Origin of the sequence: Lysobacter enzymogenes (assembly GCF_023617245.1) — a bacterium.
Lineage (GTDB): Bacteria > Pseudomonadota > Gammaproteobacteria > Xanthomonadales > Xanthomonadaceae > Lysobacter > Lysobacter yananisis.
This window is the reverse complement of the sequence record NZ_CP067396.1, coordinates 4440439-4455477: the sequence shown is the minus strand read 5'-3', so window position 1 is coordinate 4455477 and position 15039 is coordinate 4440439. Positions and strand designations below refer to the sequence as shown.

Genomic DNA, 15039 nt, shown 5'->3' with positions numbered 1-15039 from the left:
GGCATTCGCGACGATGGGGCGGGGAGCGTCGCGCGCGAATCGGCGGGTCGCGGCGCGGTCCCGCGGCCCATGCGCCTCGCTCAGCCTGCGCACGCGGCCGGGACGCCTGGCTCGCCGCCGCGCTGCGCGCGGGCGCGGCCCTTCGCATCCAGGCGCGCCGCCAGCAGCGCCAGCATCAGTCCCGACACCGTCACCAGCGCCGCGACCCAGGTCACCGCGCCGAGCCCCGGGCCGCGTTCGATCACCGCGCCGCCGAGCCAGGCGCCCAGCGCATTGCCGAGGTTGAACGCGCCGATGTTGAGGCTCGACGCCAGGTTCTGTCCGGCCGCATCGGTCTTCTGCAGCACCCACAGCTGCAGCGGCGGTACCGTCGCGAACGCGGCCACGCCGAGCAGGCCGACGAACGCGACCGCGGCGATCGGCTCGCGCAACGCGAAGGTCATGACCCCCAGCACCGCCGCCAGCGCGGCCAGGGTGCCGATCAGCGCCGGTGTCAGGCGCTGGTCGGCGAAGCGTCCGCCGACCAGGTTGCCGAGGATCATGCCGCCGCCGAACACCAGCAGGATCGGCGACACCGCGGCCTCGCCGAATCCGCTGAGGCGGGTCAGGATCGGCTGGATGAAGGTGTAGACGGTGAACACGCCGGCGAAACCCAGCACCGTCATCGCCAGGCCCAGCAGCACCTGCGGATGCAGCACCGCGCGCAGTTCGCGGCGCAGCGCCACTGGCTCGGGCTTGCCGCGGTCGCGCGGCACCAGCGCGGCGATCACCGCGGTCGCGATCACGCCGATCGCGGCCACCGCCCAGAACGTCGAGCGCCAGCCGAAGTGCAGGCCCAGCCACGCGCCGGCGGGCACGCCGAGCAGGGTCGCCACGGTCAGGCCGGTGAACATGATCGAGATCGCCGAGGCCTTGCGGTCCTGCGGCACCAGCCCGGTGGCGACCACCGCGCCGACGCCGAAGAAGGTGCCGTGGGCGAGCGAGGTGATCACCCGCGCGATCATCAGCACCGTGTAGTTCGGCGCGATCGCGCAGACGATGTTGCCGACGGTGAAGATCAGCATCAGCGCCACCAGCACCGCCTTGCGCGGCATGCGCCCGGTGGCGACGGTCAGCACCGGCGCGCCGACGAACACGCCCAGCGCGTAGCCGGAGATCAGCAGCCCGGCCGCGGCCAGCCCGACGTGCAAGTCGGCGGCGACCTGCAGCAGCAGGCCCATGATCACGAACTCGGTGGTGCCGATGCCGAACGCGCCGACGGTCAGCGCGTACAGCGCCACCGGCAGGCGCGCGCGGCCGCCCGCGGCGGGCACGGCGGCGGAGGACGGGGAGGGGGCGTGCATGGGACGCATCCGGGAAGAAAGATGCGCCAGTCTGGGCCGTTGCATCTTGTCGAAAAACCCGCAGGATGGCGAATCACTTTCAACTGAAAATTGAAAATCCCCATGGACCGGATCGCCGACCTGAACCTGTTCCTGCGCGTCCTGGACCTGGGCTCGATCAGCGCCGCCGCGCGCAGCCTGGACCTGTCGGCGGCGGTGGCCAGCCAGCGGCTCAAGCGCCTGGAGCGCGACCTCGGCGTGCGCCTGCTGCACCGGACCACGCGCCAGCTGCACGCCACCGCCGAGGGCCTGGCCCTGGCCGAGCGCGGCCGCGCCCTGATCGAGGAACTCGAAGGCCTGACCGACGACCTGCGCCGCGCCGGCAGCGAGCCGGCCGGGCAACTGCGGGTGACCACCTCGGCCGCGTTCGGCCGCCTGTACCTGTCGCCGTTGCTGCCCGAATTCCAGCGCCGTTATCCGCTGGTGCGGCTGAGCGTGAACCTCAGCGACGAAAACCTGGACCTGATCGCCGCCGGCATGGACCTGGCGATCCGCATCGGCAGGCTCGACGACTCCAACCTGGTCGCGCGCAAACTCGCCAACAACCGCCGGGTGCTGGCCTGCTCGCCCGACTACCTGCGCCGCTACGGCGCCCCGCGCGCGCCGCAGGACCTGACCGGGCACGAATGCCTGCTGCTGGTCGGCGCGCAAGGGCGGATGGAGAACTGGCGCGTGCTCGACGCCGCCGGGCGCGAGAGCGTGGTGCGGGTCAACGGGCGGCTGGAAAGCAATTTCGGCGAAGTCCTGCGCGACGCTGCGATCGCCGGCCTCGGTATCGCCCACTTCTCGGTCTGGCACGTGCACGAGGACTTGCGCGCGGGCCGCCTGGTGCAGGTCCTGCCCAAGCACCGCCTGCCCGATACCGCGATCCACGCGGTGATGCCGCAACGGCGCTACGTTCCGCTGCGCGTGCGCGCGTTCATCGATTTCATGGCCGAGTCTTTCGGCGACGTGCCGCCGTGGGAGCGCGAGGTTTGAGCGCAAGTTGCGGTCGCCAATTGCGGCATGGGTATCGCTGCTGCGTGGGCCTTCGCTTTTCTGTGGAAGTTGCGGAAGCCGCGGCTGCGCATCTCCCTTCGCGCTGAAACCACCCAGCCTCCGTCATTCCAGCGAAAGCTGGAATCTATTTTGCCGTTGCCGTTGCCGTTGCCGTTGCCGTTGTCTTCGGCTTGGACGTAGCTGGTCTCTAACCTCAAGTGCATCACCTCAGTGAGGCACTGTGAATGGGTCAGCAGTATTCGCATCTGAGCGCAGAAGAGCGCGGGGCCATTATGGTCTTGATCGCCCAAGGGGCGAGCGGACGGCAAATCGCCCAGACGTTGGGTCGGGCGCAAAGCACCATCGCTCGCGAGTTGCGCCGTAATGGATTTCGGTCCCATTCGGGCCCGCCGCTGCGCGGACGCCCCCGTTTCGACCCTGGCTACGATGCGACCCGGGCGGGCCGGCGGGCCCAGCGACTGCGGCGACGGGCGCGGGTGCGCCGCAAGCTGCGACGCGACACCGTGCTGTGGCGACGCGTGCGCTATTGGCTGGAACGGTGCTGGTCGCCGCAACAGATTGCCGACAAACTGCGGGATCTGTACCCGGACCGGCCCTGGCTGCGCGTGTCGCACGAAACGATCTATACCGCGATTTATGCGATGCCGCGCGGCGAATTGCGCCGTCAGGTGACCCGTCTGCTGCGGCAGGGGCGCAAGTCCGGCCGCCGCACGCGCCAGGGAAGCGACACCCGCGGCCATCTGCCGGATCTACCCAACATCCGCCTGCGGCCGCCGGCGGCGCATGAGCGCCTGATGCCGGGGCATTGGAAGGGCGACCTGATCGTGGGCGCGCACAATCGCTCGGCGATTGGGGTATTGGTCTGCCGCCGCATCTTGTACGTCAAGTTGGTCAAGCTCGCCGACGCGACCGCGCACACGGTGCTGGAGGCCTTCAGCTCGGCGTTCGAAGGCGTGCCGGAAAGTTTGAAGAAGACCTTGACCTACGACCAGGGCAAGGAAATGGCATCTCATCGGCAGTTGAGCGAACGCACCGGTTTAGCGATCTACTTCGCCGACCCCCATAGTCCGTGGCAACGCGGAACCTGCGAAAACACCAACGGTTTGTTGCGGCAATACTTCCCCAAGGGAACCGATCTGTCGGTGCATTCTGCGCAGCGGCTCAAGGAGGTGGCGTGGGAAATGAACAACCGCCCCCGTCGTAGCCTGGGCAGGCGCTCGCCCGTTGAGGTGCTCTATGAGGAACTCAAAAACCCGCGGGCGCAGGGTGATGCACTTGGACCTTGACTCCGCCCCTTATATTTTTCGGATCAAGAGCCACTATGGCTCGAAAGGGGCGCGGGGCCGCGCCATAAGGGGCATCCTGCCCCATGGCGCGCGTGCGCATCCATGCGCACGCCCTCCGGGGCTGCGGGACGTGTGCTTCGCTTGGGGTTGCGTCAAAGCGAACAGCAACAGCAACAGCGAAATGGGTTCCGGCTTTCGCCGGAATGACGAGGTGTGGTGGCGTCGTGCTCGTCTTGTCGTAGGCGCAGCTCGCGCATCGCCCAGCCGGCGACCGCAACCGCGCGGCGAACGGATGGCACGCCGGAAGCGACGCGACGCCCGCCTTCAATCGAACGCGAACGCGTCCAGCGCCAACGAACCCATCTCGTGCGAGCGATGGATCGTGCGCACCGTCGGCTCGGCGCCGGCCGCGCCGAGGGCGACGAACAGCGGCATCAGGTGCTCCACGGTCGGATGCGCGCGGCGCGCGTGCGGCGCCTGCGCTTGCCAGTCGAGCAGGGCCTCGCGGTCGCCCGCGGCCAGCTTGGCGTGCATCCAGCCGGCGAACTCCGCCGCCCAGTCCGGCATCGGCGCGTCGCGGTGGCTCCAGTCTAGGTCGCCCAGGTTGTGCACGAAGCCGCCCGAGCCGATCACCAGCACGCCTTCGTCGCGCAACGCCGACAGCGCCCGGCCGACGGCGTAGTGCTGCGCCGCCGTGCCGTAGGGCTGCACCGACAACGGCACCACCGCGATGTCGGCCTGCGGGTACATGCGCCGCAACGGCACCCACACGCCGTGGTCGAGGCCGTGGTTGTCGCGCAGCTTGGGGTTGAGCCCGGCGTCGGCCAGGCGCGCGGTCACTTGTTCGGCCAGCCGCGGCTGGCCGGGAGCGGCGTACTGGATCTGGTACAGCGGCTGCGGGAACCCGCCGAAGTCGTGCACGGTGTGCGGCCGCTCGTAGCCGCCGACCATCGGCCGGTCGGTCATGAAGTGGGCCGAGGCGATCACGATCGCGCGCGGCCACGGCAGCTGCTGGCCGAGCGCGTCGAGGAAGCGCCCGGCGGGCGAATCCTCCAGCGCCAGCATCGGCGAGCCGTGCGAAAGGAACAGGGTCGGCAGGCGGGTGGGAATGTCCATGGCGCAAGGGTGATCCTCGCCCCGGCGATTTCCAAGCCGCGCCTGCGCGCCTGATCGTTCCGCAGCCGTCGGCAATCGCGGCTGGGAAGGTCGATTGTTGACTCACGCCACATCGGAGCCGCCTCGCCGCTTCCATACCCCGGCGGTCCGCCGCGTCTTCGCGGTCTGGCAAAATAGCGGGCTCTCTCACCGCAGGCCTTTCGCCCATGAGCCACTTCGACATCCGTTCGACCGTCCGCCCCGACCCCGACAAGCCGATGGTCGACATCGCCGACTACGTCGCCGACTACCAGATCGACTCGAAGGAAGCCTACGACACCGCCCGCTACATGCTGCTGGACTCGCTGGCCTGCGCGGCGCTGGCGATGGACCACAAGGAATGCCTCAAGCACCTCGGCCCGCTGGTCCCCGGCGGCGAGATGAAGGGCGGCGCGCGGGTGCCGTTCACCGCCTACCAGCTCGACCCGGTCCAGGCCGCCTACAACATCGGCGTGCAGATCCGCTGGCTCGACTTCAACGACACCTGGCTGGCGGCCGAGTGGGGCCACCCGTCCGACAACCTCGGCGCGATCCTCGGCGTGGCCGACTACCTGGGCCGCAAGGCCGAGGCCGAAGGCGGCAAGGCCATGACCGTGCGCGACGTGCTCGGCCACGCGATCAAGGCGCATGAGATCCAGGGCGGCTACGCGCTCAAGAATTCGTTCAACCGGGTCGGCCTCGACCACGTGATCCTGGTCCGCCTGGCCTCGACCGCGGTCACCACCCAGATGCTCGGCGGCGGCAAGGACGAGATCGTCACCGCGGTCTCGCACTCGTGGATCGACAACGGCGTGCTGCGCACCTACCGCCACGCTCCCAACACCGGCCCGCGCAAGAGCTGGGCTGCCGGCGACGCCTGCCGCCGCGCCGTGACCCACGCGCTCAACGCCAACAAGGGCGTGGTCGGCTACCCGAGCGCGCTGTCGGTCAAGACCTGGGGCTTCTACGACATCGCCTTCAAGGGCAAGCAGTTCGAGTTCGAGCGTCCGTTCGGCAGCTACGTGATGGAGAACGTGCTGTTCAAGATCTCGTTCCCGGCCGAGTTCCACGCCCAGACCGCGGTCGAGTGCGCGATGAAGCTGCACGAGCAGGTCAAGGACAAGCTCGACCAGGTCGAACGCGTCGAACTGGAAACCCAGGAAGCCGGCGTGCGCATCATCGACAAGACCGGCCCGCTGGCCAACTACGCCGACCGCGACCACTGCCTGCAGTACATGGTCGCCGTGCCGCTGATCTTCGGCCGCCTGACCGCCGACGACTACGTCGATGCCGTCGCCGCCGATCCGCGCATCGACGCCCTGCGCGACAAGATGGTGGTGAAGGAGAACGAGCAGTTCACCAAGGACTACTTCGACCCCGACAAGCGCTACATCGGCAACTCGGTGCAGGTGTTCTTCAAGGACGGCACCTCGACCGACAAGGTCTCGATCGACTTCCCGATCGGCCACCGCAAGCGCCGCGCCGAGGGCATCCCGGTGCTGATGGCCAAGTTCGAGGCCGCGATCCGCGCCAAGCTGCCGGCCGCCCAGGCCGAGCGCCTGCTGGCCCTGGCCAACAACCCGGCCGAGCTCGAAGCGCTGCCGGTGACCGAGTTCATGGGCCTGTTCGTGCGTCAGGGCGAGTGATCGCCGCGGGCTGATCCGGGCGCCCGGCATCGGGCGCCGGATTAGCACTTCATAAGTGCAGTTCCAGCTGAATGGAACTGCACTTCTTTTATGAACGAATTGCGACCGGGTCCCGGTATTCATGGAACCGGCTCGAATGTTAGACGGTTGTTAACACCGCTTTCACGTTGGCAAACCTAACCTGCGCGGGTCGGCGTCGTCCAGGCGGCCGTCCTGAACGGTAGAACCTCGCAGACGCGGTTTCCTTTCTAAAGAAACAGGAGCTAGAAGATGAATAAGAAACTCCTCTGCGCCGCCCTGCTGGGTGGCCTGAGCCTCGCGCAAGTCGCCAGCGCCCAGGACTTCGACGACCGTTGGTACCTCACCGGCGCTGCCGGCATGAACATCCAGGACAACGACCGCGGCACCCGCAACGCGCCGTTCGGCGCGATCGGCCTCGGCAAGTTCCTGAACAAGAATTGGTCGCTGGACGGCGAACTGAACTATCAGAACCCGAAGTTCGACGCCAACCAGGACGCCAACTGGAGCCAGTACGGCCTCTCGCTGGACCTGCGCCGCCACTTCGTCACCGACGGCCGCAACTGGAACCCGTACATCCTGATGGGCCTGGGTTACCAGCGCTCGGAAGAGGAGTACTTCATTCCGTCGCCGCTGTCGCCGGGCAACCGCAAGGACGGCAACTTCGCCGCCAAGGTCGGCGTCGGCATCCAGGGCGACCTGGGTCGCGTCGGCATCCGCACCGAGCTGGCCTACCGCGCCGACTTCGACGACCAGAGCGTCAACGCGCCGCAGGAAGACTGGTTCGGCGACGTGCTGGCCTCGGTCGGCATCGTGGTGCCGCTGGGTCCGGAACCGGCCGCTCCGGTCGTCGCGCCGCCGCCGGTGCAGGCCGGCTGCGCCGACAAGGACGACGACGGCGACGGCGTGAACAACTGCGACGACAAGTGCCCGAACTCGCAGGCTGGCCAGACCATCGGTCCGGACGGCTGCCCGGTTCCGGTCACCATCGACCTGAAGGGCGTGAACTTCGACTTCGACAAGGCGACCCTGCGTCCGGACGCCGTGGCCATCCTCAACGAGGCCACCGAAATCCTGAAGCGCTATCCCGAGCTGAAGGTCGAAGTCGCCGGTCACACCGACCTGTGCGGCAAGGACGCTTACAACCAGAAGCTGTCCGAGCGCCGCGCCAAGGCCGCCTACGACTACCTGACCAGCAACGGCGTCGATGCCGGCCGCCTCAACGGCCCGATCGGCTACGGCGAGAGCCGCCCGCTGGAGCAGACCTCGCAGACGCTGCCGGGCTGCAAGAGCGAGAAGAACCGCCGCACCGAGCTCAACGTCCAGAACTGATCGGACGCGAGTTCCGCCACGGGCCTTCCGGCCCGCGGCAGGCGATATCCGGGAGCCCGGCCCCGCGCCGGGCTCCTTATTTATGTAAGGACTGGTTTGCCGATGAGCGGCGCGAATCAGGAACTGCGCCGCAGTTTCCCCGCAATGCTCGACCGTTCGTCGGCCCGGCCACTCCGATGTGTGCGCAATAACTGTGGACGCGTTAAATCACGCACTGGTTCTGGCCCGCCTGAACTACGTTAAGTGGTATTAACAATCTTCTTGACAGTGTATGATCCCCCCGCCAGTGACCGCGGCCCTTGGCTCGTGCCAGTGCTGAAAGTGTCTCTGCCATAGAGTCAGCGCCGCAGAAGACTGTCCCGATCACACAGTCCCGATCTACCCCCCGTTCCGATCGATCTGAAGGAGTTACAAATGAAGATCCGTATGTTGAGCACCGCTTTGCTGGCGGGCTTGGCTTTCTCGCAGGTGGCCAGCGCGCAGGATTTCGATGACCGTTGGTACCTGACCGGCGCCGCCGGCATGAACATCCAGGACAACGACCGCGGCACCCGCAACGCTCCGTTCGGTGCGATCGGCCTGGGCAAGTTCCTCAACAAGAACTGGTCGCTCGACGGCGAGCTGAACTACCAGAACCCGAAGTTCGACGCCAACCAGGACGCCAACTGGAGCCAGTACGGCATCTCGCTGGACCTGCGCCGCCACTTCGTCACCGACGGCCGCAACTGGAACCCCTACCTGCTGGCCGGCATCGGCTACCAGCGTTCGGAAGAGGAATACTTCATTCCGTCGCCGAACTCGCCGGCCGACCGTAAGGACGGCAACTTCGCCGCCAAGGTCGGCGTCGGTATCCAGGGCGACCTGGGCCGCGTCGGCATCCGCACCGAGCTGGCCTACCGCGCCGACTTCGACGACCAGAGCGTCAACGCTTCGAAGGAAGACTGGTTCGGCGACGTGCTGGCTTCGGTCGGCATCGTGGTCCCGCTGGGTCCGGAGCCCGTCGCTGCGGTCGCCCCGGCTCCGGTCGTGGAGCAGGGCTGCGCCGATAAGGACGACGACGGCGACGGCGTGAACAACTGCGACGACAAGTGCCCGAACTCGCAGGCTGGCCAGACCATCGGTCCGGACGGCTGCCCGGTTCCGGTCTCGATCGACCTGAAGGGCGTGAACTTCGATTTCGACAAGGCGACCCTGCGTCCGGACGCCGTGGCCATCCTCAACGAGGCCGCCGAGATCCTGAAGCGCAACCCGAGCCTGCGCGTCGAAGTCGCCGGTCACACCGACCTGTGCGGTAAGGATGCTTACAACCAGAAGCTGTCCGAGCGCCGCGCCAAGGCCGTGTACGACTTCCTGACCAGCAACGGCGTCGACGCCGGTCGCCTGGCGGGTCCGGTCGGCTACGGCGAGAGCCGTCCGCTGGAGAGCACCGCGCAGACGCTGCCGGGCTGCAAGAGCGAGAAGAACCGCCGCACCGAGCTCAACGCTCAGAACTAAGCGGCGTAGCGCGGGCCGTTCGCGGCCCGCGTAGCGATACGAAGAAGCCCGGCCTCGTGCCGGGCTTCTTTTTTGTCTGTGGGACAGGGCCCTAGGTGATGGGTCCCATGAGAACGGCTTTTGTGGGAGGGGCTTCAGCCCCGATGCTCTTCGCTCTGATCGCGGCGATCTGGAACAAGAGCGTCGGGGCTGAAGCCCCTCCCACAAAAGCAGCGAGCGCCGCCGGCTCCGCGACGTTTCGCCTTGGCGACAGACGGTCCCCCCGTTGCGCCGCGCGAGCTTGCGCGCCGCAGTTCGGCCCGTTCATAAGAAAAGCCGATAAATGCCTGATTTTGCGGGTTGTCCGATCCCGCACGGCCGCCTACACTGGCGCGCACCGACGACCGCGCGGCGAGGCATCGCCTTCGCGCCGATCCCGTCCCGCGCCGACCTGGAGAGAGCCCCTCATGCGCCGACTGCTTGCCGCCACGTCCTTGATCCTGATCGCTGCGTCCGCGCAGGCCCAGACCAGCGCCGCCAACTGCGCCGCGTTGACCGCCTCGCGCGCGCAGCCGGTGCAGCCGACCCTGATCGCACCGGTGGCGCCGGAACTGGTCGCGCCCTCGCACCAGCTCGGTGCGCCGACCGGCGTGTTGTCGCAGGCCCTGGACGAAGCGCTCTCGGTCGACCAAGTGCTGCTGCGGATGAAGCTCGACGCCTGCACCGTGGCCAAGGCCACCCCGGCCTCGACCGGCATGCCCTCGGCCAACGATCCGGCCGCGTACAAGCCGCAGACCCAGTTCGACAACACCCCGTGGCGCTTCGACATGAGCCAGGGCGGCAAGCGCATGACCGCCGACGAGTTCAGCGCGTGGATGAAGGCCAAGGGCGTGCGCGTGGCCAAGGGCGCGCCCGGCGCCGCCGCCGCGGCGCCCGCGCCGGTCGCCGAAGCCGAAGCGCCGAAGGCCGAGGAAGGCAAGAAAAAGAAGTAAGCCGCGCCTCGCGCAGCGATCCACGGCCGCGGCTTCGTCCGCGGCCGTTCGTTTTGGCGCAGGCGAAGCGTTCGGCGGCTCGCGATGGGATCTGGTCCATCGGCGGCGCCAGTGGGCGGTTGGCGTGTCGTTGCGGGAGGGGCTTTCAGCTACGACGCGGTTGTGTCGGATCGCCGCGCATGTCCGATCGCGGAGACTCGCAGCGAAGCATCGATCCACGTGATTGGGTTTCGCGCTCGCGGAAGAGGCTTCGGCTTCGGCGTCTTGGGTCCGGTTCGCGGCGGTCTGCGACGAAAGCGTCGGGACTGAAGTCCCTCCCACAATAAGCGTGTGCGGCCAGCCGGACGCGAGTGCGCGGACAAGGCTGCCGCTCCGGCGACGGCTGCGATAATGCGTGTCGCTGCCCTTCGAATCCCGGACCCGCCTTGAACAAGACCCCGCCCCGTCACGGCCTGGCCCGCGTGCTGTCCAAGCAAGGCGTGTGCTCGCGCAGCGAGGCGGCGCGCTGGGTCGCCGCCGGGCGGGTGACGGTGGACGGGCGGGTGGTGCGCGATCCCGAGTTTCCGATCGTGCAGGGCCGCCATCGCATCCTCGTCGACGGCGAGCGGTCCGGCGACGCGCGCCGGCTCTATCTGATGCTCAACAAGCCGCGCGGGCTGGTCACCACGGCCCACGACGAGCGCGGCCGCGACACCGTCTACCGCTGCTTCGACGGCGCCGAACTCGACGGCGCGCCGCTGCCGTGGCTGGCTCCGGTCGGGCGCCTGGACAAGGCCAGCGAAGGCTTGCTGCTGTTCTGCAACGACCCGCAATGGGCCGCGCGCATCACCGATCCCGAACACGGGCCAGACAAGACCTACCACGTGCAGATCGACGCGATTCCCGACGAGGCGCTGCTGCGCGCGCTGGGCGAGGGCGTCGATGCGGACGGCGAGCGCCTGCGCGCGAAGTCGGCGCGGCTGCTGCGTGCCGGCGAGAAGAACGCGTGGTTGGAGATCGTGCTCGACGAAGGCCGCAATCGGCAGATCCGGCGCTTGCTGGCGGCATTCGATCTGGAAACGCTGCGGCTGATCCGGGTCGCGATCGGCTCGCTGGCCCTGGGCGACTTGGGCAAGGGGCAGTGGCGCAACCTCGACGAGGCGGATCTGCGCAGCTTGTCGTGAACCCTCGCGGCCCGCGCACGCGGCGCGTCTTGCGCATGCCGCGGACTGCGTCGGGCCGCGAAGAGCGCCGGTTGTGGCGGGCCCGCGGCGTGGCCGAAATCCGACTCAAGTAACAGTCGCCGCGCCGCTCTCGGGCTACAGTCGAGCAGGAGCGTCGCAAGCGCCGGTGTGTACGATCCGCCGGCGCTACGGGAAGCGGCGCAGCCACAAGGAGGTGCCATGACGGCCCGGGCTCGCCCAGGTTCAGGCCGGACGCCACGAATCATCGTTAACGCGCCCCGCGCGGACTCGGAGCCGGCGCGTCGCCGTCCGTTGCCGGCGTAGGTGCACTCGCGCGCATTGGTTCGATATGCCCATGCGCGACTCAGGCGCGCGCCCTGCGCGACGCCGCGGCCGCCCTGCGCAAGCGCTACGGTGTCGCCCGGCCCGCTCGGCCCGGCCCGACGCGGCGCACCCAATCCGACGAACGAAATTCCCCGCAGCCCGGCTGCGGGCGTCCGCTACGACGTCCGCGAGCCGGGCCCGCGCCCCGCAGCACAACCTTCATGGAGAACGCGATGTCCCACGCCACGCTTGCCCCCGCCACGTCCGCCCAGCGCAAACGCGCCGGCGCCCTGATTTCCAGCCTGCGCGGCGCCGCGCTGGCGACGGTGCTGTTGTTCAGCGCCGGCGCGCAGGCCGACCCCGCCGTCGCCGCGCAGATCCTGCAGACCATCCGCTACGAGCGGCAGGTGTTCGACGTGCAGATGCAACAGGTCAACTGGTATCTCGACCACGATCCGAACCACGCGCAGACCGCGCTGATCATGGCGCGGGTCGAGGCGGTCAAGATCGACGCCAAGCTGAAGCGCCTGGTGCAGGAAAACCTGGCCTCGCGCGACGCCGGCCAATACAACGACCTGCAGGCGCTGGAGCGCGCGATCGAATACGGCCGCACCGCCAGCCAGCGGATCAAGTTCGTCGAGGTCTATCTGCAGACGCTGGAGATCGAGCGGCCGCCGAGCGCGATCACCCGGCAGATGCTCAACACCCAGATCCTGTTGTTCAACATGAGCATGCAGCAACTCGAACAGGCGATGGCGCAGGCCTGAGCCGCGTCCGCGCGGCGGGGCCCTGGTGCGGCCCCGTCGCTGCGTGGACTCAACGATGCTTACCAGGAGCAAGACCATGTTCGGAATATCCCTGTCCCTGCGCGCGCCCGCGCGCGTGCGTGCCGCCATCGCCCCTCCCGCCGCGCGCCGCCGCGCGAGCGCGCCGTTCGCCGCATTTCGCGCCTTCGCGCTGACGCTGCTGATGCTGTTCGTCCACGGCGCCGGCGCCGATCCGGTCGCGGCCGATCAGCGGCTGGCGATCGTCAAGCAGAATTTCACCGCGCTCAAGCAGAACTACAGCATCGCCAAGATGCAGTTGCAGATGGGGCAGACCACGCCCGCCTCGGTGTCGTTCACCCTGGCCAGGGCGCAGTCGCAGCAGATGGTTTCGAACCTGGCGATCCTGCGCAACGACAACCAGCACACGCTCGACAACGGTCTGTACCTCAACGGCGCGGCGCAGCAGCAGGCGGTGAACTACACCGACGTGGCCAAGAGCCTGACCCAGCAGTTGCAGACCCGCTTGCTGATCCTGAGCATGCAGCCGGCTTCGCAGCTCGATCTGGTGCTCGCCGACCAGAGCCTGACCCAACTGACGCTCAAGCTGACCCAGCTCGAGCAGGCGATGATCGCGGCGCAGCAATAAGCGCGGCGGGGTTTCGCCGGAGGTTCCGATTCGACCGGGCCGATGCGATCGGCCCGGTTCGGGCGGCAGTTTTCGAGCGGTCGGCGTCCACGCGCCGTGCGGGGCGGTCGATGGTCCGCTTCAGTCGCCCGCTTCAGTCGCCCGCATCGGGTTCGCGCCAGCGCAGCAGGCGCGCGTCGAGCAGGGCGGCGACCACCTCGCGCGCGCGGGCGTCGCCCGGGCCGCGCGCGTCGTGGCTGCAGCCCTTGCCGTGGTTGCACGGCGCGCAGGCGAGGGCGAGGTTGCGCGGATCGTCGGCGTCGTCGCCGACGCGCGCGGTCAGCGCGGCCGCGGCGCGGCGGCCGAACCAGGCGCTGGGCACCACGTGTTCGAGCGAGGTCGCGCCCAGCGCTTCGCCGTCGGCGCGCACCGCCAGCGCGCGCCGGCAATGCAGGCAGCGGCTGCGCCAGGTGTCGCCGTCGAGCGTCGCCAGCGCGTCGGTGCGTGCGGCTTGCAGCAGGCGGCGGCGCAGCGCGGAGCGCATGCGTCAGCGCGGCGCTGCGGCGCGAGGCCGGGCCGAGCCGCTCCCGGCCAGAACGATGCGGGCCGGGAGGCCCCGGCCCGCGACAGCGCGCGTGCTGTCCGCCATCGTCGCGATCAGGCCCCGATCACGCCCAGTTCGCGGCCGATCTTGATGAAGGCGTCGATCGCGCGGTCCAGGTGTTCGCGGGTGTGCGCGGCCGACATCTGGGTGCGGATGCGCGCCTGGCCCTGCGGCACCACCGGGAAGAAGAAGCCGATCGCGTAGATGCCTTCCTCGAGCAGGCGCTCGGCGAACTTCTGCGCCAGCGGCGCGTCGTACAGCATCACCGGGCTGATCGGGTGCACGCCCGGCTTCACGTCGAAACCGGCGGCGGTCATGCGCTCGCGGAAGTAGGCGGTGTTCTGCGCCAGCCGCTCGCGCAGGTCGCCGGCCGCGGCCAGCATCTGGAACGCCTTGATGCCCGCGGCGACTACGTGCGGCGGCAGCGAGTTGGAGAACAGGTAGGGACGCGAGCGCTGGCGCAGCAGCTCGATCACTTCCTTCTTCGCCGTGGTGAAGCCGCCGAGCGCGCCGCCCATGGCCTTGCCGAGGGTGCCGGTGATGATGTCGATCCGGTCGAGCACGCCCTTCACTTCGGCCGAGCCGCGGCCGTTGGCGCCGAGGAAGCCGGTGGCGTGGCATTCGTCGATGTGCACCAGCGCGCCGTACTTCTCCGCCAGCGCGACGATTTCGTCGAGCGGGGCGATGAAGCCGTCCATCGAAAACACGCCGTCGGTGGTGATCAGCTTGGTCTTGCAGCCGGCCGCGTCGGCGGCCTGCAGCTGCTTCTCCAGGTCGGCCATGTCGCAGTTGGCGTAGCGGAAGCGCTTGGCCTTGCACAGGCGCACGCCGTCGATGATCGAGGCGTGGTTGAGCGCGTCGGAGATGATCGCGTCGTTCTCGCCCAGCAGCGGCTCGAACAAGCCGCCGTTGGCGTCGAAGCAGGCGGCGTAGAGGATCGTGTCCTGCTTGCCGAAGAAATCGGAGATGGTGCTTTCCAACTGCTTGTGCAGGTCCTGGGTACCGCAGATGAAGCGCACCGAGGCCATGCCGAAGCCGTGGCTGTCGAGCGCGTCCTTGGCCGCCTGGATGATATCCGGATGATCCGCCAGGCCGAGGTAGTTGTTGGCGCAGAAGTTCAACACGTTGCGGCCGTCGGCGAGCTCGATCTGCGCCGACTGCGGGCTGGTGATGATGCGTTCGGACTTGAACAGGCCGGCGGCGCGGATCTCTTCGAGGGTGTCGGCGTAGTGCTGGGTCAGGGACATGGCGGGGGGCGGTTGCGTGAGTGAGTGGGGGAGGCGAGAAGTGAGCG

At 68.6% G+C, this 15039-nt stretch carries 15 protein-coding genes; 10 read left to right on the top strand and 5 right to left on the bottom strand.

Annotated elements, in window-relative coordinates:
* Positions 1-80: 80 nt before the first annotated feature.
* Complete coding sequence (locus JHW41_RS18400; RefSeq protein ID WP_250444278.1) at positions 81-1343, bottom strand: MFS transporter; 1263 nt, start codon at positions 1341-1343, stop codon at positions 81-83.
* A 102-nt stretch (positions 1344-1445) separates the two neighbouring features.
* Here JHW41_RS18400 and JHW41_RS18395 point away from each other — a divergent pair, with 102 nt between their 5' ends.
* Together JHW41_RS18395 and JHW41_RS18390 are read left to right on the top strand one after the other, a co-directional pair.
* Positions 1446-2360 (top strand): LysR family transcriptional regulator, encoded by a 915-nt coding sequence (locus tag JHW41_RS18395; protein ID WP_250444276.1) that lies wholly within the window; start codon positions 1446-1448, stop codon positions 2358-2360.
* A gap of 245 nt (positions 2361-2605) precedes the next feature.
* Positions 2606-3667 carry an IS30 family transposase gene (locus JHW41_RS18390; protein ID WP_250444274.1) on the top strand — a complete coding sequence of 354 codons (1062 nt, stop codon included), beginning with the start codon at positions 2606-2608 and terminating at the stop codon, positions 3665-3667.
* A gap of 324 nt (positions 3668-3991) precedes the next feature.
* Here the strand turns inward: JHW41_RS18390 and JHW41_RS18385 are convergent, their stop codons facing one another.
* Complete coding sequence (locus JHW41_RS18385; RefSeq protein ID WP_250444272.1) at positions 3992-4783, bottom strand: DODA-type extradiol aromatic ring-opening family dioxygenase; 792 nt, start codon at positions 4781-4783, stop codon at positions 3992-3994.
* A 206-nt stretch (positions 4784-4989) separates the two neighbouring features.
* Between JHW41_RS18385 and JHW41_RS18380 the strand changes: the two genes are divergently transcribed.
* The 3 genes from JHW41_RS18380 to JHW41_RS18370 all read left to right on the top strand — a co-directional run bounded on the left by JHW41_RS18380 (position 4990) and on the right by JHW41_RS18370 (position 9291).
* Positions 4990-6447, top strand: coding sequence for a bifunctional 2-methylcitrate dehydratase/aconitate hydratase (locus tag JHW41_RS18380; RefSeq protein WP_250444270.1), 1458 nt, complete (start codon positions 4990-4992; stop codon positions 6445-6447).
* 270 nt (positions 6448-6717) lie between these two features.
* Positions 6718-7797 (top strand): OmpA family protein, encoded by a 1080-nt coding sequence (locus tag JHW41_RS18375; protein WP_078999852.1) that lies wholly within the window; start codon positions 6718-6720, stop codon positions 7795-7797.
* A gap of 414 nt (positions 7798-8211) precedes the next feature.
* Positions 8212-9291 (top strand): OmpA family protein, encoded by a 1080-nt coding sequence (locus JHW41_RS18370; protein ID WP_343226562.1) that lies wholly within the window; start codon positions 8212-8214, stop codon positions 9289-9291.
* A 91-nt stretch (positions 9292-9382) separates the two neighbouring features.
* Here the strand turns inward: JHW41_RS18370 and JHW41_RS27370 are convergent, their stop codons facing one another.
* Positions 9383-9451, bottom strand: coding sequence for a DUF6053 domain-containing protein (locus JHW41_RS27370; RefSeq protein ID WP_428995568.1), 69 nt, complete (start codon positions 9449-9451; stop codon positions 9383-9385).
* Between the two features lie 286 nt (positions 9452-9737).
* Between JHW41_RS27370 and JHW41_RS18365 the strand changes: the two genes are divergently transcribed.
* From JHW41_RS18365 to JHW41_RS18350, 5 genes are all read left to right on the top strand, one after another.
* Complete coding sequence (locus tag JHW41_RS18365) at positions 9738-10262, top strand: hypothetical protein (protein WP_057946679.1); 525 nt, start codon at positions 9738-9740, stop codon at positions 10260-10262.
* Between the two features lie 223 nt (positions 10263-10485).
* Positions 10486-10653 (top strand): DUF6053 domain-containing protein, encoded by a 168-nt coding sequence (locus tag JHW41_RS27365; RefSeq protein WP_428995397.1) that lies wholly within the window; start codon positions 10486-10488, stop codon positions 10651-10653.
* The gene (locus JHW41_RS18360; protein ID WP_428995396.1) at positions 10613-11425 is read left to right on the top strand and encodes a pseudouridine synthase; all 813 of its coding nucleotides are present in this window, start codon (positions 10613-10615) and stop codon (positions 11423-11425) included. The genes JHW41_RS27365 and JHW41_RS18360 overlap by 41 nt, the downstream gene beginning before the upstream one ends.
* 557 nt (positions 11426-11982) lie before the next feature.
* The gene (locus tag JHW41_RS18355; RefSeq protein WP_139382099.1) at positions 11983-12516 is read left to right on the top strand and encodes a hypothetical protein; all 534 of its coding nucleotides are present in this window, start codon (positions 11983-11985) and stop codon (positions 12514-12516) included.
* A 76-nt stretch (positions 12517-12592) separates the two neighbouring features.
* Positions 12593-13162 (top strand): hypothetical protein, encoded by a 570-nt coding sequence (locus JHW41_RS18350; RefSeq protein WP_250444268.1) that lies wholly within the window; start codon positions 12593-12595, stop codon positions 13160-13162.
* A gap of 133 nt (positions 13163-13295) precedes the next feature.
* Here JHW41_RS18350 and JHW41_RS18345 read toward each other — a convergent pair whose 3' ends face one another.
* Positions 13296-13685 carry an HNH endonuclease gene (locus JHW41_RS18345; RefSeq protein ID WP_250444267.1) on the bottom strand — a complete coding sequence of 130 codons (390 nt, stop codon included), beginning with the start codon at positions 13683-13685 and terminating at the stop codon, positions 13296-13298.
* Between the two features lie 113 nt (positions 13686-13798).
* Entirely contained in the window at positions 13799-14992 is a 1194-nt protein-coding gene (gene kbl / locus JHW41_RS18340; protein WP_057946684.1) for a glycine C-acetyltransferase, read from the bottom strand.
* Positions 14993-15039: the final 47 nt, after the last annotated feature.

Excerpts from the sequence above, each read along its gene's own strand:
- JHW41_RS18400 (WP_250444278.1), bottom strand. The coding sequence starts at position 1,343 with ATGCACGCCCCCTCCCCGTCCTCCGCCGCCGTGCCCGCCGCGGGCGGC.
- JHW41_RS18395 (WP_250444276.1), top strand. The coding sequence starts at position 1,446 with ATGGACCGGATCGCCGACCTGAACCTGTTCCTGCGCGTCCTGGACCTG.
- JHW41_RS18390 (WP_250444274.1), top strand. The coding sequence starts at position 2,606 with ATGGGTCAGCAGTATTCGCATCTGAGCGCAGAAGAGCGCGGGGCCATT.
- JHW41_RS18385 (WP_250444272.1), bottom strand. The coding sequence starts at position 4,783 with ATGGACATTCCCACCCGCCTGCCGACCCTGTTCCTTTCGCACGGCTCG.
- JHW41_RS18380 (WP_250444270.1), top strand. The coding sequence starts at position 4,990 with ATGAGCCACTTCGACATCCGTTCGACCGTCCGCCCCGACCCCGACAAG.
- JHW41_RS18375 (WP_078999852.1), top strand. The coding sequence starts at position 6,718 with ATGAATAAGAAACTCCTCTGCGCCGCCCTGCTGGGTGGCCTGAGCCTC.
- JHW41_RS18370 (WP_343226562.1), top strand. The coding sequence starts at position 8,212 with ATGAAGATCCGTATGTTGAGCACCGCTTTGCTGGCGGGCTTGGCTTTC.
- JHW41_RS18365 (WP_057946679.1), top strand. The coding sequence starts at position 9,738 with ATGCGCCGACTGCTTGCCGCCACGTCCTTGATCCTGATCGCTGCGTCC.
- JHW41_RS18355 (WP_139382099.1), top strand. The coding sequence starts at position 11,983 with ATGTCCCACGCCACGCTTGCCCCCGCCACGTCCGCCCAGCGCAAACGC.
- JHW41_RS18350 (WP_250444268.1), top strand. The coding sequence starts at position 12,593 with ATGTTCGGAATATCCCTGTCCCTGCGCGCGCCCGCGCGCGTGCGTGCC.
- JHW41_RS18345 (WP_250444267.1), bottom strand. The coding sequence starts at position 13,685 with ATGCGCTCCGCGCTGCGCCGCCGCCTGCTGCAAGCCGCACGCACCGAC.
- kbl (WP_057946684.1), bottom strand. The coding sequence starts at position 14,992 with ATGTCCCTGACCCAGCACTACGCCGACACCCTCGAAGAGATCCGCGCC.